Genomic DNA, 18,188 nt, shown 5'->3' with positions numbered 1-18,188 from the left:
GGTTGATATCAAGGAAATTGTGATGAATCTCTACTACGACAAAGACGCCGATCTCTCCATCATCCAGGGCATGAAGGTGGCCATCATCGGCTACGGTTCGCAGGGCCACGCCCATGCGAACAACCTGAAGGACTCCGGCGTGGACGTGACCGTGGGCCTGCGCGAGGGCTCCGGTTCCCGCGCCAAGGCCGAAGAGGCCGGCCTGAAGGTCGCCGACGTCGACGCCGCGACCGCCGGCGCCGACCTGATCATGGTGCTGGCCCCGGACGAGTACCAGGCTGCTCTGTATCGCGACGTGCTGGAACCGAACCTGAAGCAGGGCGCGACCCTGGCCTTCGCCCACGGCTTCGCGATCCACTACAACCAGATCGAGCCGCGCAAGGACCTGGACGTGATCATGATCGCGCCCAAGGCCCCGGGCCACACCGTGCGCTCCGAGTTCGTGCGTGGCGGCGGTATCCCCGACCTGATCGCCATCCAGCAGGACGCCTCCGGCAAGGCCCGTGACATCGCGATGTCCTATGCCTCCGCGATCGGCGGCGGTCGCACCGGCATCATCGAGACCACCTTCAAGGACGAGACCGAGACCGACCTGTTCGGCGAACAGGCCGTGCTGTGCGGCGGTGCGGTGGAGCTGGTCAAGGCCGGCTTCGAGACCCTGACCGAGGCGGGTTACGCCCCGGAGATGGCCTACTTCGAGTGCCTGCACGAGCTGAAGCTGATCGTCGACCTGATGTACGAGGGCGGCATCGCCAACATGAACTACTCGATCTCCAACAATGCCGAGTACGGCGAGTACGTGACCGGCCCGCAGGTGATCAACGAGGAGTCCCGCTGGGCCATGCGCGAGGCGCTGAAGAACATCCAGAACGGCGAGTACGCCAAGCAGTTCATCCTGGAAGGCGCCATGAACTACCCGTCGATGACCGCCAACCGCCGCCTGAACGCCGCCCACGAGATCGAGCAGGTGGGCGAACGCCTGCGTGCGATGATGCCGTGGATCAAGGCCAACCAGCTGGTCGACAAGTCCCGCAACTGATGCGGCTCCCCGCGGCGGGCGTTCCGGCCCGCCGTGGTCCTTCATTCCTGCCGAGCGCCCGATGCTGTTTCCGCTAGCCCCTGAAGGCCGCCTGTTCGTGATCATCGCCGCGTGGATGGCGGTTATCACGTTGCTGGTCGGGGAGGCGGAGCTGGGCCTGTTCATGGTGATCCTCACCGTGTTCCTGATGGCGGTGTTCCGTGACCTGCGGCGCAAGGCCCCGGCGCCGGCCCTGGGCGTAATCGCCCCGGCTGATGGCACCATCGAATCGGTCGCCGAGGCCCGCGACCCGTTCACGAAGAAGCCGGCGGTCTGCATCCGCCTGCGCCAGCGGCGGCTGGGCGAGTACAACGTGCATGCTCCGCAGGAGGCCGAGATCCGCGAACGGGTCTGGCCGGGCAAGGAAACCGACGAAGCCCCGGATGCGCAACTGGAGGGCCGCCTGGCCTACGCGCTGGAGACCGACGAGGGCACGCGGCTGACCCTGGCCCTCAGTGTCGATCACTGGCCGCGGATGATCCGCATGCAGAACAACGTCCCGGGCAATCGTCTGGGGCGCGGCAAGCGCATGGGGTTCGCCGGCTTTGGTGGTACCTTCGAGGTGTGGCTGCCGGCCGGGTCGCAGGTGATGGTCGAGCCGGGGCAGCGGGTGCTGGCTGGTTCCGCCCTGCTGGGCGGGCTGCCGGAGTCCGAATCGACCGGGGACGCCGAGGGGGCCGTGGAGATGCTGCAATGAGTACAGGCGACGAAGGCGACCGGCGCGCGGAACCCGACTACATCGAGGGCGAGGACACCATCGCCGACGACCAGCCCCCGCATCGTCGGCGCCGGCGCGGCGTGTTCCTGCTGCCCAACCTGTTCACCACGGGGGTGCTCTTCTCCGGCTTCTTCGCCATCGTCTCGGCGATCAACGGCGAATACATCACCGCTGCCATCGCGGTCTTCGTGGCCATGGTGCTGGACACCCTGGACGGGCGCGTCGCGCGCATGACCGACACCCAGAGCGAGTTCGGCGCGCAGTACGATTCGCTGTCGGATCTCGTCTCGTTCGGTGTTGCGCCGGCGCTGATCGTCTACCTGTGGCAACTGCATGACCTGGGCAACTTCGGCTGGGTGGCGGCGTTCTTCTTTACCACCGCCGCCGCGCTGCGCCTGGCGCGCTTCAACAGCCGCCTCGCGGTCAGCGACAAGCGCTTCTTCCAGGGCCTGCCAAGCCCCGCCAGTGCCGCGATCCTGGTCGGTATGGTCTGGGTGCTGGAGGATTGGGGCATCCCCGCCGAGCTGGCCGATCCGTACGTGGTCGGCATCCTGGTGGTTACCGTGCTGTCCGGGGCGGCAATGGTCAGTAACCTGACCTACTTCAGCTTCAAGGACATGGACTTCAAGCACCGGGTGCCCTTCCTGGCGATCGTCGGCGTGGTGGTCGCGCTGATGCTGCTGGCCCTGGATCCGCCCAAGGTCCTCCTCGCGGGCTTCGTGATCTATGCCCTGTCCGGTCCGCTGCTGACCCTGGAGCGCTGGCGCCGGCATCGTCGCCGGGCGCCCTCGGGGGAGTAGTCGCGTGTCGCTGTCGGTGCGCCAGCGCCGCATCCTCGCGGATATGGGTATCCCGGTGTGGCGGTCGCGGGTCGCGGCCGCCCCGGCGATCGAAGCGCCGCCGGGCGAACCGCTGGCCCCGGCCGCCGAGGTGCCGTCCGGGGCGGCGGATGCGGGTGGCGGGGGGCAGGACGCCGCCGTCGCGACCCTGGACTTGGAGGCCCTCCAGACACGCGTGCGTGACTGCCAGGCCTGTGCCGAGCTGGCGCGCGAACGTACGCAGACCGTGTTCGGGGTGGGCGATCCGCGCGCCCGCTGGCTGTTCATTGGCGAGGCCCCCGGCGCGGAGGAGGACCGGCGGGGGGAACCCTTCGTCGGCCGTGCCGGACAGCTGCTGGACAACATGCTGCGGGCGCTGGGGCTGGAGCGGGGCCACGATGTCTTCATTGCCAACGTTCTGAAGTGCCGGCCCCCCGGAAACCGCGACCCGAAACCGGAGGAATCGGCGGCCTGCCGCGCCTACCTCGATCGCCAGATCGCCCTGATCCAGCCCCAGGTCATTGTCGCCCTGGGACGGATCGCGGCCCAGAGCCTGCTGGCATCGGAGGAGCCCCTGGGACGCCTGCGCGGGGCGCAGCACCGCTATCAGGGCGTGCCGCTGGTGGTGACCTATCACCCGGCCTACCTGCTGCGAAAGCCGGGAGACAAGGGCAAGGCCTGGCAGGACCTGCAGCGCGCCCGGGCCTTCCTGGAGTAACCCGATTCCCGTTGTGGAGATGGGAACCCGGGCAGCATTCCCGGGCTCGGAACTCCCGGAAGCGCCCCGTATCCCCTTCGTTCACCCCGTTCAGGAGGAAGCTGCGACATGAGTGCCGAACCCCGCGTCCAGCCCGAGTTGCGCCGTATGCAGACGGCGGATGTGGAGGGGGTGATGCGCGTGGAACGCGAGGCCTATGACTACCCGTGGACCGCCCGCATCTTCGAGGACTGCATCCGTGTGGGCTATGACTGCTGGGTGCTCGAGGTGGATGGCCGCCAGGTGGGCCACACCGTGCTGAGCGTGGCCGCGGGCGAGGCCCACCTGCTGAACCTGACGGTGGACCCGCGCTGGCAGGGCAACGGGCTGGGCCGGTTCATGGTGCGGCGCTTGTTCGACTATGCCTGTGAGCAGGAGGCCGAGGCGCTCTTTCTGGAGGTCCGTCCGTCGAACGTGGCCGCGGTCCAGCTCTACCGTTCGGAGGGCTTCGAGCATGTCGGCACCCGCCCGCGCTACTACCCGCTACCCAGCGGCCGCGAGGATGCCTGGGTTCTGACACGTCGCTGCAACGCCCCGGCCGGGGCCTGACGGGTTCCGCTGGCGGCGTGAAACCGGTCACAGTCCCGGGTGACCTTTGCGTGATGTGCGCCCGTTTTGCCGTCATCGGTTCTCGTCCTGCCACCCCCGCGTTGTGACGGCCCGCCCCCCGGACTATGATCAAAACCGGTATTCGCCCCGACACCGGATGAGGTAACCCATGTCCCGATCCCTGCGCGCACTGTTCGTTTCGCTCCCTCTGGCCCTGCCACTGGCGCTGTCCGCCGGGGCCGTTCAGGCCCAGCAGTCCTTTGGTTATGACGAGGCCGAGCGCCAGCAGGAACTGCTGGAGGTCTGGTACGAGATCCGCGAAAGCAACGCGCAGAAGGGCAATACCGCGGCGATGTTCGACGTGGGTATGGCCAACTACTCCGGGCGGGGTACGCCAGTGGACCACGACCAGGCCGTGCGCTGGTTCGCCCGCGCAGCGGATGCCGACCACGCCGGGGCCCACTACTACCTGGGCTATCTCCTGGCGGCCGGCAAGGGCGCCCCGGCGGACCCCGAGCGCAGCCGCGAGCACTACACCCGCGCCGCCGAACTGGGACATGCCGATGCCCAGTACTGGCTAGGGAGCCACCTGGCCAATGGCGAACAGGACCCGGCCGCCGGTCTCGAATGGCTGACCCGGGCCGCGGATCAGGGGCTGCCCGCCGCCCAGTACTACGTCGGGTTGCTGCACGAGAACGGCCAGGGCACCACGCGCGATGCGGCTGCCGCCGCCCGCTGGTACACCGCCGCGGCGGAACAGGGCTACCGGCATGCCCAGATCGGGCTGGGCCGGCTGCACCAGAACGGCCGCGGGGTCGAGCGTGACCTGGTGCAGGCGCATGTCTGGTACAGCCTGGCCCAGGACGAAGAGCGCATTGCTACGCTCGAGGCCCGCATGAACAACCGCGACCTGGTGACCGCGCGCGGGCGTCTGGAGGAGCAGAACGCGGCGATCCAGGCGGCCGCCGCACGCTGAGCCCGCAGCGGCCAGTGTGGGGTTGCACAACGGCCCCGGCTTCCGGGGCCGTTTGCGTTTCGGGGGCATCCGGCTGAACCGGACCCCCGATTTCGCGTTAAACTTGCGGGCTGTTCCCAGCGGCCCGAATGCATGTCCTTTATCGAGGAAACCCGCCGACGCCGGACCTTCGCGATCATCTCGCACCCGGACGCCGGCAAGACCACCATGACCGAAAAGCTCCTGCTGTACGGCGGCGCGATCCAGCTCGCCGGTACGGTCAAGGGGCGCAAGTCGTCGCGCCATGCCACCTCCGACTGGATGGAGATGGAGAAGTCGCGCGGGATCTCGGTCACCTCGTCCGTGATGCAGTACCCGTACAAGGGGCGCATGGTGAATCTGCTGGACACCCCCGGGCACGCGGACTTCTCCGAGGACACCTACCGCACGCTGACCGCGGTGGACTCCGCGTTGATGGTGATCGACGCGGCCAAGGGCGTGGAAGAACGCACCATCAAGCTGATGGAGGTCTGCCGGCTGCGCGACACGCCGATCATGACCTTCGTCAACAAGATGGACCGCGAGGGCCGCGACCCGATCGAGCTTCTCGACGAGGTCGAGGAGGTACTGAAGATCGAGTGCGCCCCGGTCACCTGGCCGATCGGCTCCGGCAAGCGCTTCCGTGGCGTCTACCATATCCGTCGCGACGCGGTGCACCTGTACGATCCCGAGCAGGGTGGGAAGAAGTCCACCGGCGAGATCATCGAGGGCCTGGACAATCCGCGCCTGGACGAGGTGCTGGGCGATCAGGCGCAGGAGCTGCGCGAGGAGCTCGAGCTGGTGCAGGGCGCCTCGCACGCGTTCGACGCGGACGCCTACCTGCGCGGCGAGCAGACCCCGGTGTTCTTCGGCTCCGCGATCAACAACTTCGGCATCGAGGAGTTGCTGGACGATTTCGTCGAATACGCCCCGGGTCCGCTGCCGCGTCCGACACACTCGCGCAAGGTCGAGCCGACCGAGGAGAAGTTCACCGGCTTCGTGTTCAAGATCCAGGCGAACATGGATCCGAATCACCGTGACCGCATCGCCTTCATGCGCATCTGTTCCGGCACCTTCGACAAGGGCGCGAAGCTGCGTCACGTGCGGATCGGGCGCGACGTGAAGATCCCGGATGCGCTGACCTTCCTGGCCTCCGACCGCGAGCATGTGGAGACCGCCTATCCGGGCGACATCATCGGCATTCACAACCACGGCACCATCCGCATCGGGGATACCTTCACCCAGGGCGAGGACCTGACCTTCACCGGCGTGCCCAACTTCGCCCCGGAGCTGTTCCGGCGCGCGCAGCTGAAGGACCCGCTGAAGATGAAGCAGCTCGCCAAGGGCCTGCAGGAGTTGTGCGAGGAGGGTGCGACCCAGCTCTACCGCCCGCTGACCAACAACGACCTGATCCTGGGCGCGGTCGGCGTGCTGCAGTTCGACGTGGTCGCCGAGCGCCTGCGTACCGAGTACAAGGTCGAGGCGCAGTTCGAGAACGTGAACGTCCAGACCGCGCGCTGGGTCGAGTGCGACGACCCGAAGAAACTCGAGGAGTTCAGGGAGAAGGCCGCGGCGAACCTGGCGATCGATCACGGTGGCGATCTGGTCTATATCGCCCCGACTCGGGTGAACCTGCAGATGGCGATGGAAAAATGGCCGGAGATCCGCTTCGAGGCGACCCGCGAGCACGGCCAGCCGACGGAGTAGATCGCCGCTCCGGGGTGCACTGGAACCGCCATCGGGAGGAGCGAAGCGACGTGGCGAACTCCATCCGAAATCAGCGGCCCCGGGCTTGATGCCAGCTTGAGGCGATTGCCACGGTGTCTTCGACGCCTCGCAATGACGGTGCAGTTGTGTGGTGCAGGAGGAGAATATGGCGTTTCGATTCTTGTCTGTGATTGGCGTGGTCGTGGCGCTGGTGGTTGGCGGCTGCGCGGTGCACAAGACCGAGACCCGGGGCGATGGACCCGAGCCGCGACCGGGTACGGTCGAGCGGATGAACCCGTTCCTGCACTTCCTCGAGAGTCGGCCGACGCCCGAGGAGTTCGAGCGCGTCTACCCCGACGTGATGCTGGTGCTGCCCGGCGACATCGTGACCCAGGAATACCGCACGGATAACAGCCGCTTCTTCGCCGAACTGGACGCGGATGGCCGCATCCATGGCGGCGATTTCCGCTGATTCCCCGATGCTGCGCATTTCCAACAGCGTGAGCGTCCCCGAGCACGAGATCGAGCTGACCGCGATCCGTGCCCAGGGGGCCGGCGGGCAGAACGTGAACAAGGTGGCCTCGGCCATTCATCTGCGCTTCGATATCCGCGCCTCCAGCCTGCCCGACGTCTACAAGGAGCGCCTGCTGCGCCGCCATGACCAGCGCATCACCAAGGACGGCGTGGTCGTGCTCAAGGCGCAGCAGTACCGTACTCAGGAAGCCAACCGCGAGGATGCGCTGGAGCGCCTGGCGGAGCTGCTGCGCGAGGTGGGTCGCCCGATCAAGGCGCGCAAGCCGACGCGCCCCACGCGCGCCTCCAAGCTGCGCCGCCTGGAGGGCAAGACCCACCGCGGCCGCAAGAAGGCCCTGCGCGGCCGCGTCGATCCCGACTGACTGCCAAGAGCTCTTTATTCACCACGAAGCACACGAAGGCACGAAGAAGGGCCAGGTCAATGGCATAAAAGCGGACAGGAAGACGGGAAGGTCGGAAGGATTTCTGGTTGGGGCGCCGGGCACCGGCTGGCCACATCCGCGCGCCCGGGCATCAGGGGCTCTGGGAGACGCACCCTATTCATCTTCCCGTCTTCGTACCTTCCTGTTAACCGCCCTTGAATTCCTTCGTGCCTTCGTGTGCTTCGTGGTGAATAAAAGGGTTCAGGTCCCGGCATTCGGGCGCGGATCGACGGGCGCGGGTTCGTGTTCCTGCTGGTGTTGCCACAGGCGGGCGTAGGCGCCGCCCGCCGCGAGGAGTTCGCGGTGGGTGCCGCGTTCGACCACGCGTCCCTGATCGAGGACCACGATCTGCTCGGCATCCTTCACGGTCGACAGGCGATGTGCGATGACCAGCGTGGTGCGCCGCGCCGAGACCTCGTTCAGCGCCTGCAGGATCGCCTTCTCCGAGCCCGAGTCCAGGGACGAGGTGGCCTCGTCGAAGACCAGGATCGGCGGGTCCTTCAGCAGCATGCGGGCGATGGCGATGCGTTGCTTCTCGCCGCCGGAGACCTTGAGGCCGCGTTCGCCGACGACCGTATCCAGGCCGTCGGGCAGGCGCTGGATGAAATCGTCCAGGTGCGCCAGACGCACCGCGCGCCGGATGGCCTCCTCGGAGGCCTCCGGATCACCATAGGCGATGTTGTAGCGAATGCTCGCGTTGAACAGCACGGTATCCTGCGGGACCACGCCGATCGCTCGGCGCAGGCTTTGCTGGGTTACCTCGCGGATATCCTGGCCGTCGATAGTGATGCGCCCGTCCGTCACGTCGAAGAACCGGAACAGCAGGCGAGCGAGCGTGGACTTGCCGGCCCCGCTGGGCCCGACGACCGCCAGCTTGTGCCCGGCCGGGATTTCCAGTGATACGTCCTCGAGGATCGGGCGCTCCGGCTGGTAGTGGAAGGCAACCTGCTCGAAGCGCACATGCCCCTCCGCGACGTCGAGATCCGGCGCGCCTGGCCGGTCCTCGACCTGTACCGGTTTTTCCAGCAGGCCAAACAGGCGCTCGATGTTCGCCAGCGACTGCCGGATCTCGCGGTAGACGAAGCCGAGGAAGTTCAGCGGCATGAACAGCTGGATCATGTAGGCATTGACCATCACCAGATCGCCCAGTGACATCTGCCCCGAGGCCACCCGGCTGGCGGCCAGCAGCATCATCACGGTGATCGCGGCGGCGATGATCAGGGCCTGGCCGGAGTTCAGCAATACCAGCGACAGCACGTTCTTGGTGCGCGCCTGCTCCCAGGTGGCCAGGCCTTCGTCGTAGCGCCGGGCCTCGAAGCCCTCGTTGCCGAAGTATTTGACCGTCTCGTAGTTCAGCAGCGAGTCGATCGCGCGGGTGTTGGACTCGTTGTCGCGCTGGTTGGCCTCGCGCACGAAGCGGGTACGCCACTCGGTAATCCATACCGACCAGGCGATGTAGGCGGCCACCGCGAGGATCACGGTGACGGTGAAGACCGGACCGACCGCCACCAGCAGGATCACCGCGACCAGCGCGATCTCGATGATGGTCGGCAGGATGTTGAACACCATGAAACGCAGCAGGAAGCTGATGCCGCTGGTGCCGCGCTCGATGTCGCGTGCCAGGCCACCGGTCTCGCGCGCCAGGTGGAAGCTCAGCTCGAGCCGGTGGAGGTGCTCGAACACCCGCAGGGCCGCGCGCCGCATGGCCCGTTCGGCCACGCGCACAAAGACCGCGTCGCGCAGCTCGCCGAACAGGGTACTGCCGAAGCGCAGCAGGCCGTAGGCGATCACCAGCGCCACCGGGACTGCGACCAGCGCCTCGGTGCCGCCGTCCTCGAAGTGGTCGACGATGTACTTCAGCGCCAGCGGGACCAGCACGGTCGCCAGCTTGGCCAGGCCCATCAGGCCCAGGGCCAGGAACAGCCGGCCGCGGAACTCCGCGAGATAAGGGAACAGGGAGCGAACGATGCGCCAGTTGATCGCGTCGTCGGGCGCATCGTGCACGCTGGAGTGACCGCGCATGGAGGAATCCGGGGCTGGGTAGGCTGCCTACTTTAGGAGGTCCCCGCCGGGTACGCACATGGGCGCGCGTTCCGTGGCGGCTCCCCGGCCCGGTGCGGCCCGGCCGCGCATCTCACCGGTGGATGCGGTAGCCGTCGCCCCGGTCCTGTTCCAGGTCGATCCGCAGGCGCTGGTGACTCCAGCCGTCCTGCGAGCAGCGGGCCTCGATCTGCAGGAAGCGCGTGCCATCGGGGATCGACAGCCGGCGCAGGCTGCGGGTAAACGGCTGCTCGTTGACATGCGGGTGGTGCAGTATGCGTTCACCGAGGACGTTCCCATCGGCGTCCAGCGCACGCCAGGCATCGGCATAGTGATCCCAGCCGGTATCGGGATGCTCCTCGGTGACGGCGACCCGCCACTGGTTCGGGCCGCTGGCATGCAGCTGGGCCTCCAGGATGTCGACCGGGTCTGCCTGGGCGGGCAGGGCCAGAAGGCCCATAAGGGTGGCGAGGGTCAGTCTCTTCGTGCACATGGCAAGGCTCCTTTTGCCGATCGGGGTGAATGCGTTCCTGCGGTTACCGGGCGGGACGCCCCCGGGGCCGGATTGATTTCACGCGCCCTGGACCCGGTTGCGCCCGGCGTGCTTGGCCGCGTACAGGGCACGGTCGGCCCGGTCTACCAGGGACTCAGCGCTCTCGCCGGGCTCCAGCTGGGCGACGCCGAAGCTGGCGGTCAGTGGCTGTCCGGTCTGGAAGTCGTGGATCTCCAGGCACTGGCGCAGGTCCTCGGCCAGCCGGACTGCGGCGGCGATGTCGTCTTGCGGGCAGAGAATGAGGAACTCCTCGCCACCCCAGCGCGCGGCCCGATCAGTGGCGCGGATGCGGCCCGTGATCAGCCGCCCGACCGCGGTCAGTACCGCGTCGCCGCGGCCATGTCCCAGGGTGTCGTTAATCGGCTTGAAGTGATCAAGGTCCAGCAGGATCACGCTGAGCGGGCTCGCGTGACGCTCGGCCCTCAGGATCTCTTCGGCCAGGGCCTCACTGGCCTTCATGCGGTTGTTCAATCCGGTCAGCGGGTCGGTGGTGGCGAGGTGTTCCAGGTGTTGCTGGGCGGCCTCCAGGGAGTGCGTGCGTTCCCGTACCAGGCGTTCCAGCACCTGGGCGCGCTCCTCCAGCTCTTTCACCGGGTAGGGCTCGTCGTCTCCATGGACGCTCGCGGGGAAGGAGCCATGCAGGTGCGCCAGGCGCCAGCCGTCGGCGGTCGCGTGCAGCACCAGGCTGGCGCGAAGGCCGTTCAGTCGGACCCGCTGCCCGCGGGTGTCCAGCATCATGTCGAAGATCAGCATGACCAAGGCCACGTCATCGGTCAGCAGTCGGACGTCCTCGCGATGAATGGTGTAATCGAAGGGTTCCGGTACCTGTTCGATGTCGCGCCCGACGATGCGCCCGACCTCTTCCGGGGTGAAGGCGGCCTCGTCGGCACCAGTGCCAAAGCCGCTGACCGCGGGGGTGTGAAGGCGCAGCAGGGCCGCGAGGTCGCGCTGGCGCAGCCAGGCGTCCAGGTAGGCGTGGACCGTGCCGCGGATCGCCTCCGTGCGTGGATCTGTCATGTACGGGTTGAGTTCAGTCGATGCCGACGGCGCGCTGCTCCTGGCGGATCCAGGCGATGATATGGGCGGTCTCCTCGCCGGTGACGCCGGCCACCGGCGGCATGTCGCCAAAGTCCCAGTGGTGCGCGTGCACGCCCAGGGCCACCGCGCGATGGAAGGTGATGTCCGGGTGGTGCGAAGGCTCGTAGATGCGGTGGATCAGCGGCGGGCCCTGGTCGGTGCCGCGGGCGTCCTCGCCGTGGCACTGCATGCAGTTGGCGCGGAACAGCGAGCGCCCGGCCTCGGGGTCGGCGGCGAAGTCCTCTGGCGGCAGGCTGTAGTCGAGCTGCGCGGTGGAGCCGGAGGCCGCGCTCGAGTCTTCGCCGGATGCCTGCGCAGGCGGCTCGGCGGCGGTGTCCGGTTCCGGGGCGTCGGAACAGGCGGTCAACGCGAACAGGGCCAGCAAGGCGGCGGGCAGGAGGCGGGCGGTTGTCGGCATCGGGCGTCCTGGATTTTGGTATTCAGGCGGGGAGTTTATCGCGGCGGGTCACGGCGGGCGACTGCGCACCGGGAGGGATTGCGGCCGGCGCGGGGCGGTTGTGGCGCTGGTGGCTTGCAGCAGTGGCGGGCATTCGGCAGTCTTCGTGGCTTGTCTTCCCGTCTGGAGTACGTCCATTGGAACCCTCGGGTCTTGCAGCTGGAGAAGCGCAGGGAAGCGCTCCGGCGGCGGCGCCACTGGAGATCCTGCGCGAGACCTTCGGCTACACGGAATTTCGCGGTCAGCAACAGGCCATCGTCGAGCATGTGACCGCGGGTGGCGACGCCGTGGTGCTGATGCCCACCGGCGGTGGCAAGTCGCTGTGCTACCAGATCCCCGCGCTGGCGCGGCCCGGGTGCGGCATCGTGATCTCGCCGCTGATCGCGCTGATGCAGGATCAGGTGGCGGCCCTGCGCCAGAACGGCGTGGCGGCCGCCAGTCTGGATTCCGGCCAGAAGGCGGACGAGGCCCGCTCCGTGCTGGCCGCGCTGCATGCGGGCGAACTGGATCTGCTGTACATGTCGCCGGAGCGCCTGTTCGCCGCGGGCATGCTGGAGCGCCTGGAGGGTATCGAGCTGGCGCTGTTCGCCATCGACGAGGCCCACTGCGTCTCGCAATGGGGGCATGACTTCCGCCCGGAGTACAGCCAGCTGGCGGTGCTGGCCGAACGCTTCCCGCAGGTGCCGCGTCTGGCCCTGACGGCGACGGCGGACGGGCCCACTCGCCAGGAGATCCGCGAGCGGCTGCGCCTGGAGCAGGCCCGTGCCTTTGTCAGCTCGTTCGATCGCCCCAATATCCGCTACCGCATCGCCCAGGCCGACGGGGGGCGCGGCGGTTCCGCACGCGACCGGCTGCTGCGCTTCATCCGCGAGGAACACGCGGGCGAGGCCGGTATCGTCTACTGCCTGTCGCGCAAGAAGGTCGAGGCCGTGGCCGAGTGGCTGGTGGAGCAGGGCATTACCGCGCTGCCCTATCACGCGGGTCTGCCGGCGGCGACCCGCGCGGCTAACCAGACCCGATTCCTGCGCGAGGAGGGCGTGGTGATGGTGGCGACCATCGCCTTCGGTATGGGTATCGACAAGCCGAACGTGCGCTTCGTGGCTCACCTGAACCTGCCCAAGAGCCTGGAGGGCTACTACCAGGAGACCGGCCGCGCCGGGCGCGACGGCCTGCCCGCGAATGCCTGGATGGTCTATGGCCTGCAGGATGTGGTCACCCTGCGCCAGATGCTGGAGGGCTCGCAGGCCGGCGCCGAGCGCCAGCGCATCGAGCAGCAAAAGCTGGAGGCGATGCTCGGGTTCTGCGAGATCACCAGTTGCCGGCGCCAGGCCCTGCTTGCCTACTTCGACGAGCGCATGCCCGAGCCCTGCGGGACCTGCGACAACTGCATGCAGCCGCCGGCCACCTGGGATGCCAGTGTCCCGGTGCAGAAGCTCCTGTCCTGCATCTACCGCACCGGCGAGCGCTTCGGCGCGGGGCACGTGATCGACGTGCTGCGCGGCTCCGCGAGCGAACGCCTGAGCCGCCTCGGTCACGACCGCCTGAGCACCTTCGGGATCGGCAAGGAACTGGACAAGGCGCAGTGGCGCGGCGTGGTTCGTCAGCTGCTCGCCCGCGGTCTGCTGCGTCTGGACGAGGAGGGCTACGGCGGGCTGAAGCTGGACCCGGCCTGTCGCCCGGTGCTGCGCGGCGAGGATTCGATCCACCTGCGCGAGGAGGTGGCGCGCCCGGAACGCGAGGCGCGCACGGCCCGCCCGGCCCGCCGCGACACCGCCCGCAGTGTGGCGGCGATGGACAGCGAGGACCGCGCGCTGTGGGAGGCCCTGCGCGCATTGCGCACCGACCTTGCGCGCGATCAGGGGGTGCCGCCCTACGTGATCTTCAGTGATGCCACGCTGCTGGAGATGGTTGCGGCCGCCCCGCGCAGCCGTGACGAGATGGCCGGGATCTCCGGGGTCGGCCAGCACAAGCTGGAGCGCTATGGCGATGCCTTCATCAAGGCCATCGAGGGGCATTTCGGGCTATAGTGGTGCGAAAAACCACGCCGCAATACGATTTCGGGGAGACCGCGTGACCGACAAAAGCTTCCTTGAGGATTTCTACCGCCATCGCGACGGTCAACTGGTCGTGACCCCGGAGCAGGGCAGTGACTTTGCCAAGACGCTCGCCGGCGATTTCAATCCGATTCACGATGCCGACAACCGGCGCTTCTGCGTGCCGGGCGATCTGCTGTTCGCGCTGGTGCTGGATACCTACGGCGCGAGCGCGAACATGCACTTCCGCTTTACCGGCATGGTGGGGGGCAACGTGCCGCTGATCTTCCCGGAGGCCCCGGGCGAGGCCTTTGCGATTACCGACGACAATGGCAAGAGCGTGATCGAGGTCGAGCGCTCCGGCGCGGTGATCGACGAGCCCAACGCGATTGAATCCCTGATCCGCAGTTATGTGAGCTTCTCCGGGCAGAACTTCCCGCATGTGCTGGTGCCGCTGATGGAGGAGCACGGCGTGATGGTGAACCCGAAGCGCCCGCTGGTGATGTACGAGCGCATGGGCTTCCGCCTGCCCGAGCCGCTGGCCGCCAGCGCCGGGGTGCCGGAGCCGCGCCTGAAGGATGCGGTGATGACCGTCAACGGCAAGCGCGGCGAGATCCGCCTGGACTACGAGCTGGTGATCGATCAGTCCGTAGTCGCCGACGGCAGCAAGCACCTGGTGCTGAGCGGCCTGCGCCCGTTCGATGCCGCCGACGTCGAGCAACTCGTCGCCGACTACGAGAGCTGGAAGGCCGCCTACTTCAACCAGACCGCAGCCCGCGCCCACGCCTGAACGTTTTTATTCACCACGAAGCGCACGAAGGCACGAAGAAGGTCAAGGGCTTGGAGCGGACAGGAAGGCGGGAAGATCGGAAGAAAGGCAAGATACGGCTGATCCGGGCGATGCAGTTAATAGCCCTCGATGGCCGGCCGCCCCCCGAGTCCACCTAACCGATCGTTTTTACTTCTAGTCTTCCCATCTTCCTGTTAACCGCCCTTGACCTGGCCCTTCTTCGTGCCTTCGTGTGCTTCGTGGTGAAAAAAGTCAGTAGAACTGGCCGAGTGCGGAGCGGACCTGGACCTCGGTCTCGGGCGTCAGGTGGTCGGCGAGCTTCAGCGGATGGTCGGGCAGCAGCACCACCACCGAGGACCCGAGGTTGAAGCGGCCCATCTCGGCCCCGCGTTCCAGGGTGATATCGCGGTCCGGATACTCGCTTACGCTGATCTCGCGCCCGCGCGGCGGGGTGACCTCGCCGGCCCAGACGGTCTCGATGGAACCGACGTTCTGGGCACCGATCAGGGCCATGGCCATGGGTCCGACAGGCGTGTCGAAGCAGGCCACGACCCGCTCGTTGCGGGCGTAGAGCCGCGGTACGTGGCGCACGATGCGCGGGGCCACCGAGAACAGCCGCCCGGGCACATGGATCATGTGGGTCAGGGTGCCGGTCAGCGGCATGTGCAGCCGGTGGTAGTGGCGCGGTGACAGATACAGGGTGACGAAGTGTCCGTGGCGGAAGGCCTCCGCCAGATCGTCCTCGCCACCCAGCAGCTCGCGCACGGTGTAGTGATGGCCCTTGGCCTGGAAGATCTGGCCGGCCTCGATGCGCCCGGCCACGCTGACGCGCGAATCGGCCGGGCTGACCACCGTGTTGGCGTCCCCCTCCAGCGGCCGCGCATCCTCGCGCAGGGCCCGAGTGAACAGTGCGTTGAAACTGGCATAGGCCGCGAGGTCTGGCTCGGCGGCCTCGTCCAGGTTCAGGCCGAAGCGGCGCACGAAGGCGCGCAGCAGGGGCTGCAGGCGCGGCGACTCGATGCGCGCCAGCCAGTGCACGCCGCGCGAAAGGGCGTGCTGGGGCAGCAGGTGCGACAGACGCGCCAGCCAGGGGTCGATCTTGCTCATGTGATGTCCGACGGGAAGGGTGGCGTACAGGCCGGGTTCGAGACGGTATGATGACCGCCCTCGCACGTAACGGAAAGACCGGGCATGGATTCGACCACCGGATTGCGCAGCCTGCGCGACTTCATTCGCTTCGGCGCCAGTCAGTTTCGCGGCGCCGGCCTGAGCTTCGGGCATGGCACCGACAACGCCTTCGACGAGGCCGCCTGGCTGGTACTGCACACCCTGCATCTGCCGCTGGATCTTCCCGAGTCCTGGTGGGATGCGCGCCTGAGCGAGGTCGAGCGCACGCGGGTGGTCGCGGTGCTGCGCGAGCGGGTCGCCACGCGCAAGCCCGCGGCCTATCTGACCCGCGAGGCCTGGTTCGCCGGGTTGCCGTTCTATGTCGACGAGCGCGTGCTGGTGCCGCGCTCGCCGCTGGCCGAGCTGATTGCCGCTGGTTTCGAGCCCTGGGTCGACCCCGATGGCGTGACCCGCGCGCTGGATCTGTGCACCGGGGGCGGGTGTATCGGGATCGCAATGGCTCTGGCGCTGCCGCAGGCGCAGGTGGACCTGGCGGATGTGTCGACGGATGCGCTGGCGGTGGCGGGGATCAACATCGAGCGCCACCGGGTGGGCGATCAGGTGCGCGCTGTGCAGTCCGACGTGTTCGACGGGCTGGAACCCGGGGATCGCTACGAGCTGATTGTGTCCAACCCCCCATACGTGGATGCCGAGGACATGGCGGCCCTGCCGGACGAATACCGTCACGAACCCGCGCTGGGGCTGGCCGCTGGCGGCGACGGACTGGATATCGTGCGCCGGATCCTCGCTGGGGCCCGTGGACACCTGAAGGAAGACGGCGTGCTGATCGTCGAGGTCGGCAACAGTCAGGCCGCGGTGGAGGCGGCCTTCCCGGAGCTGCCGCTGATCTGGCTGGAGTTCGAGGCCGGCGGGCACGGGGTGTTCCTGGTCTACGCGCGCGATCTCCCCGGCGCCTGAGGGCGCTACGGGCGGGAACGCTCGAACGCACGCGAATCCGAAAACCCGCCGGACGGCCCTGTAAACGGCACCGGTGGCGATGCATACTGCGGGGCTATGGAATCACGTCTGGTGGATATGCAGAGTCGGTCCGAGGAAGAGCGGGCCGAGGTCAGCCTGCGCCCGAAGCGGCTCGCGGACTACACCGGCCAGCCCCGCGTAGTCGAGCAGTTGGGGCTGTTCATCGAGGCCGCCCGCCGGCGCGACGAGGCCCTGGATCACACCCTGGTCGCCGGCCCGCCCGGGCTGGGCAAGACCACGCTGGCGCACATCGTCGCCAACGAACTCGGCGTGGGCCTGCGCCAGACCTCTGGTCCGGTACTGGAACGCGCCGGTGACCTGGCCGCCATCCTGACGGCCCTGGAGCCGCGCGATGTCCTGTTCGTCGACGAGATCCATCGCCTGCCGACGGTGGTGGAAGAGGTGCTGTATCCGGCCCTGGAGGACGGCCAGCTGGACATCGTGATCGGCGAGGGCCCGGCAGCGCGCTCGATCAAGGTGGACCTGCCGCCGTTCACGCTGGTGGGCGCGACCACCCGCGCGGGGCTGCTTTCGGCCCCGTTACGTGACCGGTTCGGTATCGTGCAGCGTCTCGATCATTACACTGTCACCGATCTCGCGCATATTGTGGATCGCGCGGCCGGTTTGCTGGGCGTGGGGATCGAGGCCGAGGGAGCCGCGGAGATCGCCCGCCGGGGCCGCGGCACGCCGCGGCTGGCCAACCGCCTGCTGCGGCGGGTACGGGATTTCGCCCAGGTCCGGGCCGATGGCGTGGTGACCCACAACGTGGCGGCGCAGGCGCTCGACCTGCTGGCGATCGATGCCTCCGGGCTGGATGCCCAGGACCGTCGCCTGCTGGAGGTGTTGGTGGAGAAGTTCGACGGTGGCCCGGTCGGGGTCGAGAGCCTGGCCACGGCGATGAACGAGGACCGTGGCACGCTGGAGGATGTGGTCGAGCCCTTCCTGATTCAGCAGGGCTACCTGCAGCGCACTCCGCGCGGGCGCCAGGCGACCCGGCGTACCCTGGCGATGTTCGGCCTGACCCGGATGGACGAGGGCGATCTGCTGACGCCCGCGGCGGAGGGTCCGCGCCAGCCATGACCGCAGCATTCGAGTGGCCGGTGCGGGTGTACTACGAGGATACCGACGCCGGCGGCGTGGTCTATCACGCCAATTACCTGAAATTCATGGAGCGCGCGCGTACCGAATGGCTTCGTGCCCTCGGCTTCGAGCAGGACCGGCTGCGGTCCGAGTATGGAATTGTGTTCGCCGTGCGGCGTCTGGCTGTGGAGATGCAGCGTCCCGCGCATTTCAACGAGGCCCTGACGGTCACCTGCCGGGTCACGCGCATGCGTCGCGCCAGCGTGGAGTTCGCGCAGGTCGTGCAGCGCGAGGCGACGGCGCTGGCAACCGGCGAGGTCGCCATTGCCTGTGTCGATATGGCCCGGCAGGCGCCGGTGGCGATCCCCGATGAAGTGGCGCGCGCGATGCGGGCGGCGGACGGAACAACGGCATAACGGGAGATGGACAAGTGACA

General features: G+C 67.9%; 19 protein-coding genes. 14 read left to right on the top strand and 5 right to left on the bottom strand.

What is annotated here, in order from left to right; genetic code table 11:
* Nucleotides 1-22 precede the first annotated feature (22 nt).
* The 9 genes from ilvC to arfB all read left to right on the top strand — a co-directional run bounded on the left by ilvC (nt 23) and on the right by arfB (nt 7,517).
* A complete protein-coding gene (gene ilvC, locus F793_RS0105940) occupies nt 23-1,039 on the top strand; it encodes a ketol-acid reductoisomerase (RefSeq protein ID WP_018862774.1) in 1,017 nt (338 codons plus the stop codon).
* A 61-nt stretch (nt 1,040-1,100) separates the two neighbouring features.
* Complete coding sequence (locus F793_RS0105935; protein ID WP_018867525.1) at nt 1,101-1,775, top strand: phosphatidylserine decarboxylase; 675 nt, start codon at nt 1,101-1,103, stop codon at nt 1,773-1,775.
* A complete protein-coding gene (gene pssA, locus F793_RS0105930) occupies nt 1,772-2,596 on the top strand; it encodes a CDP-diacylglycerol--serine O-phosphatidyltransferase (RefSeq protein WP_018867524.1) in 825 nt (274 codons plus the stop codon). The genes F793_RS0105935 and pssA overlap by 4 nt, the downstream gene beginning before the upstream one ends.
* A 4-nt stretch (nt 2,597-2,600) precedes the next feature.
* Nucleotides 2,601-3,332 (top strand): uracil-DNA glycosylase family protein, encoded by a 732-nt coding sequence (locus F793_RS0105925; protein ID WP_018878532.1) that lies wholly within the window; start codon nt 2,601-2,603, stop codon nt 3,330-3,332.
* Nucleotides 3,333-3,440: 108 nt separating this feature from the next.
* A complete protein-coding gene (rimI, locus tag F793_RS0105920; RefSeq protein WP_018878531.1) occupies nt 3,441-3,920 on the top strand; it encodes a ribosomal protein S18-alanine N-acetyltransferase in 480 nt (159 codons plus the stop codon).
* A 169-nt stretch (nt 3,921-4,089) separates the two neighbouring features.
* Complete coding sequence (locus tag F793_RS0105915; protein WP_018867521.1) at nt 4,090-4,896, top strand: tetratricopeptide repeat protein; 807 nt, start codon at nt 4,090-4,092, stop codon at nt 4,894-4,896.
* 132 nt (nt 4,897-5,028) lie between these two features.
* Nucleotides 5,029-6,621: a peptide chain release factor 3 gene (locus F793_RS0105910; RefSeq protein ID WP_018867520.1), complete on the top strand. Its 1,593-nt coding sequence runs from the start codon at nt 5,029-5,031 to the stop codon at nt 6,619-6,621.
* 166 nt (nt 6,622-6,787) lie between these two features.
* A complete protein-coding gene (locus F793_RS0105905; protein ID WP_018867519.1) occupies nt 6,788-7,093 on the top strand; it encodes a hypothetical protein in 306 nt (101 codons plus the stop codon).
* Between the two features lie 7 nt (nt 7,094-7,100).
* On the top strand, nt 7,101-7,517 hold the full coding sequence (gene arfB / locus F793_RS0105900; protein WP_018867518.1) for an alternative ribosome rescue aminoacyl-tRNA hydrolase ArfB: 417 nt from the start codon (nt 7,101-7,103) through the stop codon (nt 7,515-7,517).
* A 261-nt stretch (nt 7,518-7,778) separates the two neighbouring features.
* On the opposite strand, the gene F793_RS0105895 is transcribed toward arfB, so the two are convergent.
* From F793_RS0105895 to F793_RS0105880, 4 genes are all read right to left on the bottom strand, one after another.
* Nucleotides 7,779-9,599, bottom strand: coding sequence for an ABC transporter ATP-binding protein/permease (locus F793_RS0105895; RefSeq protein ID WP_018881828.1), 1,821 nt, complete (start codon nt 9,597-9,599; stop codon nt 7,779-7,781).
* Between the two features lie 112 nt (nt 9,600-9,711).
* Nucleotides 9,712-10,110, bottom strand: a complete 399-nt coding sequence (locus tag F793_RS0105890; RefSeq protein WP_018881827.1) for a hypothetical protein — start codon at nt 10,108-10,110, stop codon at nt 9,712-9,714.
* Between the two features lie 78 nt (nt 10,111-10,188).
* Nucleotides 10,189-11,187 (bottom strand): diguanylate cyclase, encoded by a 999-nt coding sequence (locus tag F793_RS0105885; protein WP_018881826.1) that lies wholly within the window; start codon nt 11,185-11,187, stop codon nt 10,189-10,191.
* A 13-nt stretch (nt 11,188-11,200) separates the two neighbouring features.
* Nucleotides 11,201-11,665: a c-type cytochrome gene (locus F793_RS0105880; protein WP_018881825.1), complete on the bottom strand. Its 465-nt coding sequence runs from the start codon at nt 11,663-11,665 to the stop codon at nt 11,201-11,203.
* A gap of 176 nt (nt 11,666-11,841) precedes the next feature.
* On the opposite strand from F793_RS0105880, the gene recQ reads away from it, so the two are divergent.
* Both recQ and F793_RS0105870 read left to right on the top strand, forming a co-directional pair.
* Nucleotides 11,842-13,731: a DNA helicase RecQ gene (recQ, locus tag F793_RS0105875; protein ID WP_018881363.1), complete on the top strand. Its 1,890-nt coding sequence runs from the start codon at nt 11,842-11,844 to the stop codon at nt 13,729-13,731.
* A gap of 43 nt (nt 13,732-13,774) precedes the next feature.
* On the top strand, nt 13,775-14,527 hold the full coding sequence (locus tag F793_RS0105870; RefSeq protein WP_018867512.1) for a DUF3581 family protein: 753 nt from the start codon (nt 13,775-13,777) through the stop codon (nt 14,525-14,527).
* A 252-nt stretch (nt 14,528-14,779) separates the two neighbouring features.
* On the opposite strand, the gene asd is transcribed toward F793_RS0105870, so the two are convergent.
* Nucleotides 14,780-15,634, bottom strand: coding sequence for an archaetidylserine decarboxylase (gene asd, locus F793_RS0105865; RefSeq protein WP_018881824.1), 855 nt, complete (start codon nt 15,632-15,634; stop codon nt 14,780-14,782).
* Nucleotides 15,635-15,718: 84 nt separating this feature from the next.
* Between asd and prmB the strand changes: the two genes are divergently transcribed.
* The 3 genes from prmB (at nt 15,719) to ybgC (ending at nt 18,168) form a co-directional block, all read left to right on the top strand.
* Nucleotides 15,719-16,612 (top strand): 50S ribosomal protein L3 N(5)-glutamine methyltransferase, encoded by an 894-nt coding sequence (prmB, locus tag F793_RS0105860; RefSeq protein WP_018867510.1) that lies wholly within the window; start codon nt 15,719-15,721, stop codon nt 16,610-16,612.
* Between the two features lie 96 nt (nt 16,613-16,708).
* Nucleotides 16,709-17,752, top strand: a complete 1,044-nt coding sequence (gene ruvB, locus F793_RS0105855) for a Holliday junction branch migration DNA helicase RuvB (protein WP_018867509.1) — start codon at nt 16,709-16,711, stop codon at nt 17,750-17,752.
* Nucleotides 17,749-18,168, top strand: a complete 420-nt coding sequence (gene ybgC / locus F793_RS0105850; RefSeq protein ID WP_018878520.1) for a tol-pal system-associated acyl-CoA thioesterase — start codon at nt 17,749-17,751, stop codon at nt 18,166-18,168. The genes ruvB and ybgC overlap by 4 nt, the downstream gene beginning before the upstream one ends.
* Nucleotides 18,169-18,188 lie beyond the last annotated feature (20 nt).

The sequence above is a fragment of the Thioalkalivibrio sp. ALE22 genome (genome assembly GCF_000381445.1).
Taxonomy (GTDB): domain Bacteria; phylum Pseudomonadota; class Gammaproteobacteria; order Ectothiorhodospirales; family Ectothiorhodospiraceae; genus Thioalkalivibrio.
Note: the sequence above shows the minus strand (reverse complement) of the source record. Positions and strands in the feature narration are given on the sequence as shown.

Excerpts from the sequence above, each read along its gene's own strand:
- F793_RS0105915 (WP_018867521.1), top strand. The coding sequence starts at position 4,090 with ATGTCCCGATCCCTGCGCGCACTGTTCGTTTCGCTCCCTCTGGCCCTG.
- asd (WP_018881824.1), bottom strand. The coding sequence starts at position 15,634 with ATGAGCAAGATCGACCCCTGGCTGGCGCGTCTGTCGCACCTGCTGCCC.
- F793_RS0105890 (WP_018881827.1), bottom strand. The coding sequence starts at position 10,110 with ATGTGCACGAAGAGACTGACCCTCGCCACCCTTATGGGCCTTCTGGCC.
- F793_RS0105935 (WP_018867525.1), top strand. The coding sequence starts at position 1,101 with ATGCTGTTTCCGCTAGCCCCTGAAGGCCGCCTGTTCGTGATCATCGCC.
- pssA (WP_018867524.1), top strand. The coding sequence starts at position 1,772 with ATGAGTACAGGCGACGAAGGCGACCGGCGCGCGGAACCCGACTACATC.
- F793_RS0105880 (WP_018881825.1), bottom strand. The coding sequence starts at position 11,665 with ATGCCGACAACCGCCCGCCTCCTGCCCGCCGCCTTGCTGGCCCTGTTC.
- arfB (WP_018867518.1), top strand. The coding sequence starts at position 7,101 with ATGCTGCGCATTTCCAACAGCGTGAGCGTCCCCGAGCACGAGATCGAG.
- rimI (WP_018878531.1), top strand. The coding sequence starts at position 3,441 with ATGAGTGCCGAACCCCGCGTCCAGCCCGAGTTGCGCCGTATGCAGACG.
- prmB (WP_018867510.1), top strand. The coding sequence starts at position 15,719 with ATGGATTCGACCACCGGATTGCGCAGCCTGCGCGACTTCATTCGCTTC.
- ilvC (WP_018862774.1), top strand. The coding sequence starts at position 23 with ATGAATCTCTACTACGACAAAGACGCCGATCTCTCCATCATCCAGGGC.
- F793_RS0105895 (WP_018881828.1), bottom strand. The coding sequence starts at position 9,599 with ATGCGCGGTCACTCCAGCGTGCACGATGCGCCCGACGACGCGATCAAC.
- F793_RS0105905 (WP_018867519.1), top strand. The coding sequence starts at position 6,788 with ATGGCGTTTCGATTCTTGTCTGTGATTGGCGTGGTCGTGGCGCTGGTG.
- F793_RS0105910 (WP_018867520.1), top strand. The coding sequence starts at position 5,029 with ATGTCCTTTATCGAGGAAACCCGCCGACGCCGGACCTTCGCGATCATC.
- F793_RS0105885 (WP_018881826.1), bottom strand. The coding sequence starts at position 11,187 with ATGACAGATCCACGCACGGAGGCGATCCGCGGCACGGTCCACGCCTAC.
- ybgC (WP_018878520.1), top strand. The coding sequence starts at position 17,749 with ATGACCGCAGCATTCGAGTGGCCGGTGCGGGTGTACTACGAGGATACC.
- ruvB (WP_018867509.1), top strand. The coding sequence starts at position 16,709 with ATGGAATCACGTCTGGTGGATATGCAGAGTCGGTCCGAGGAAGAGCGG.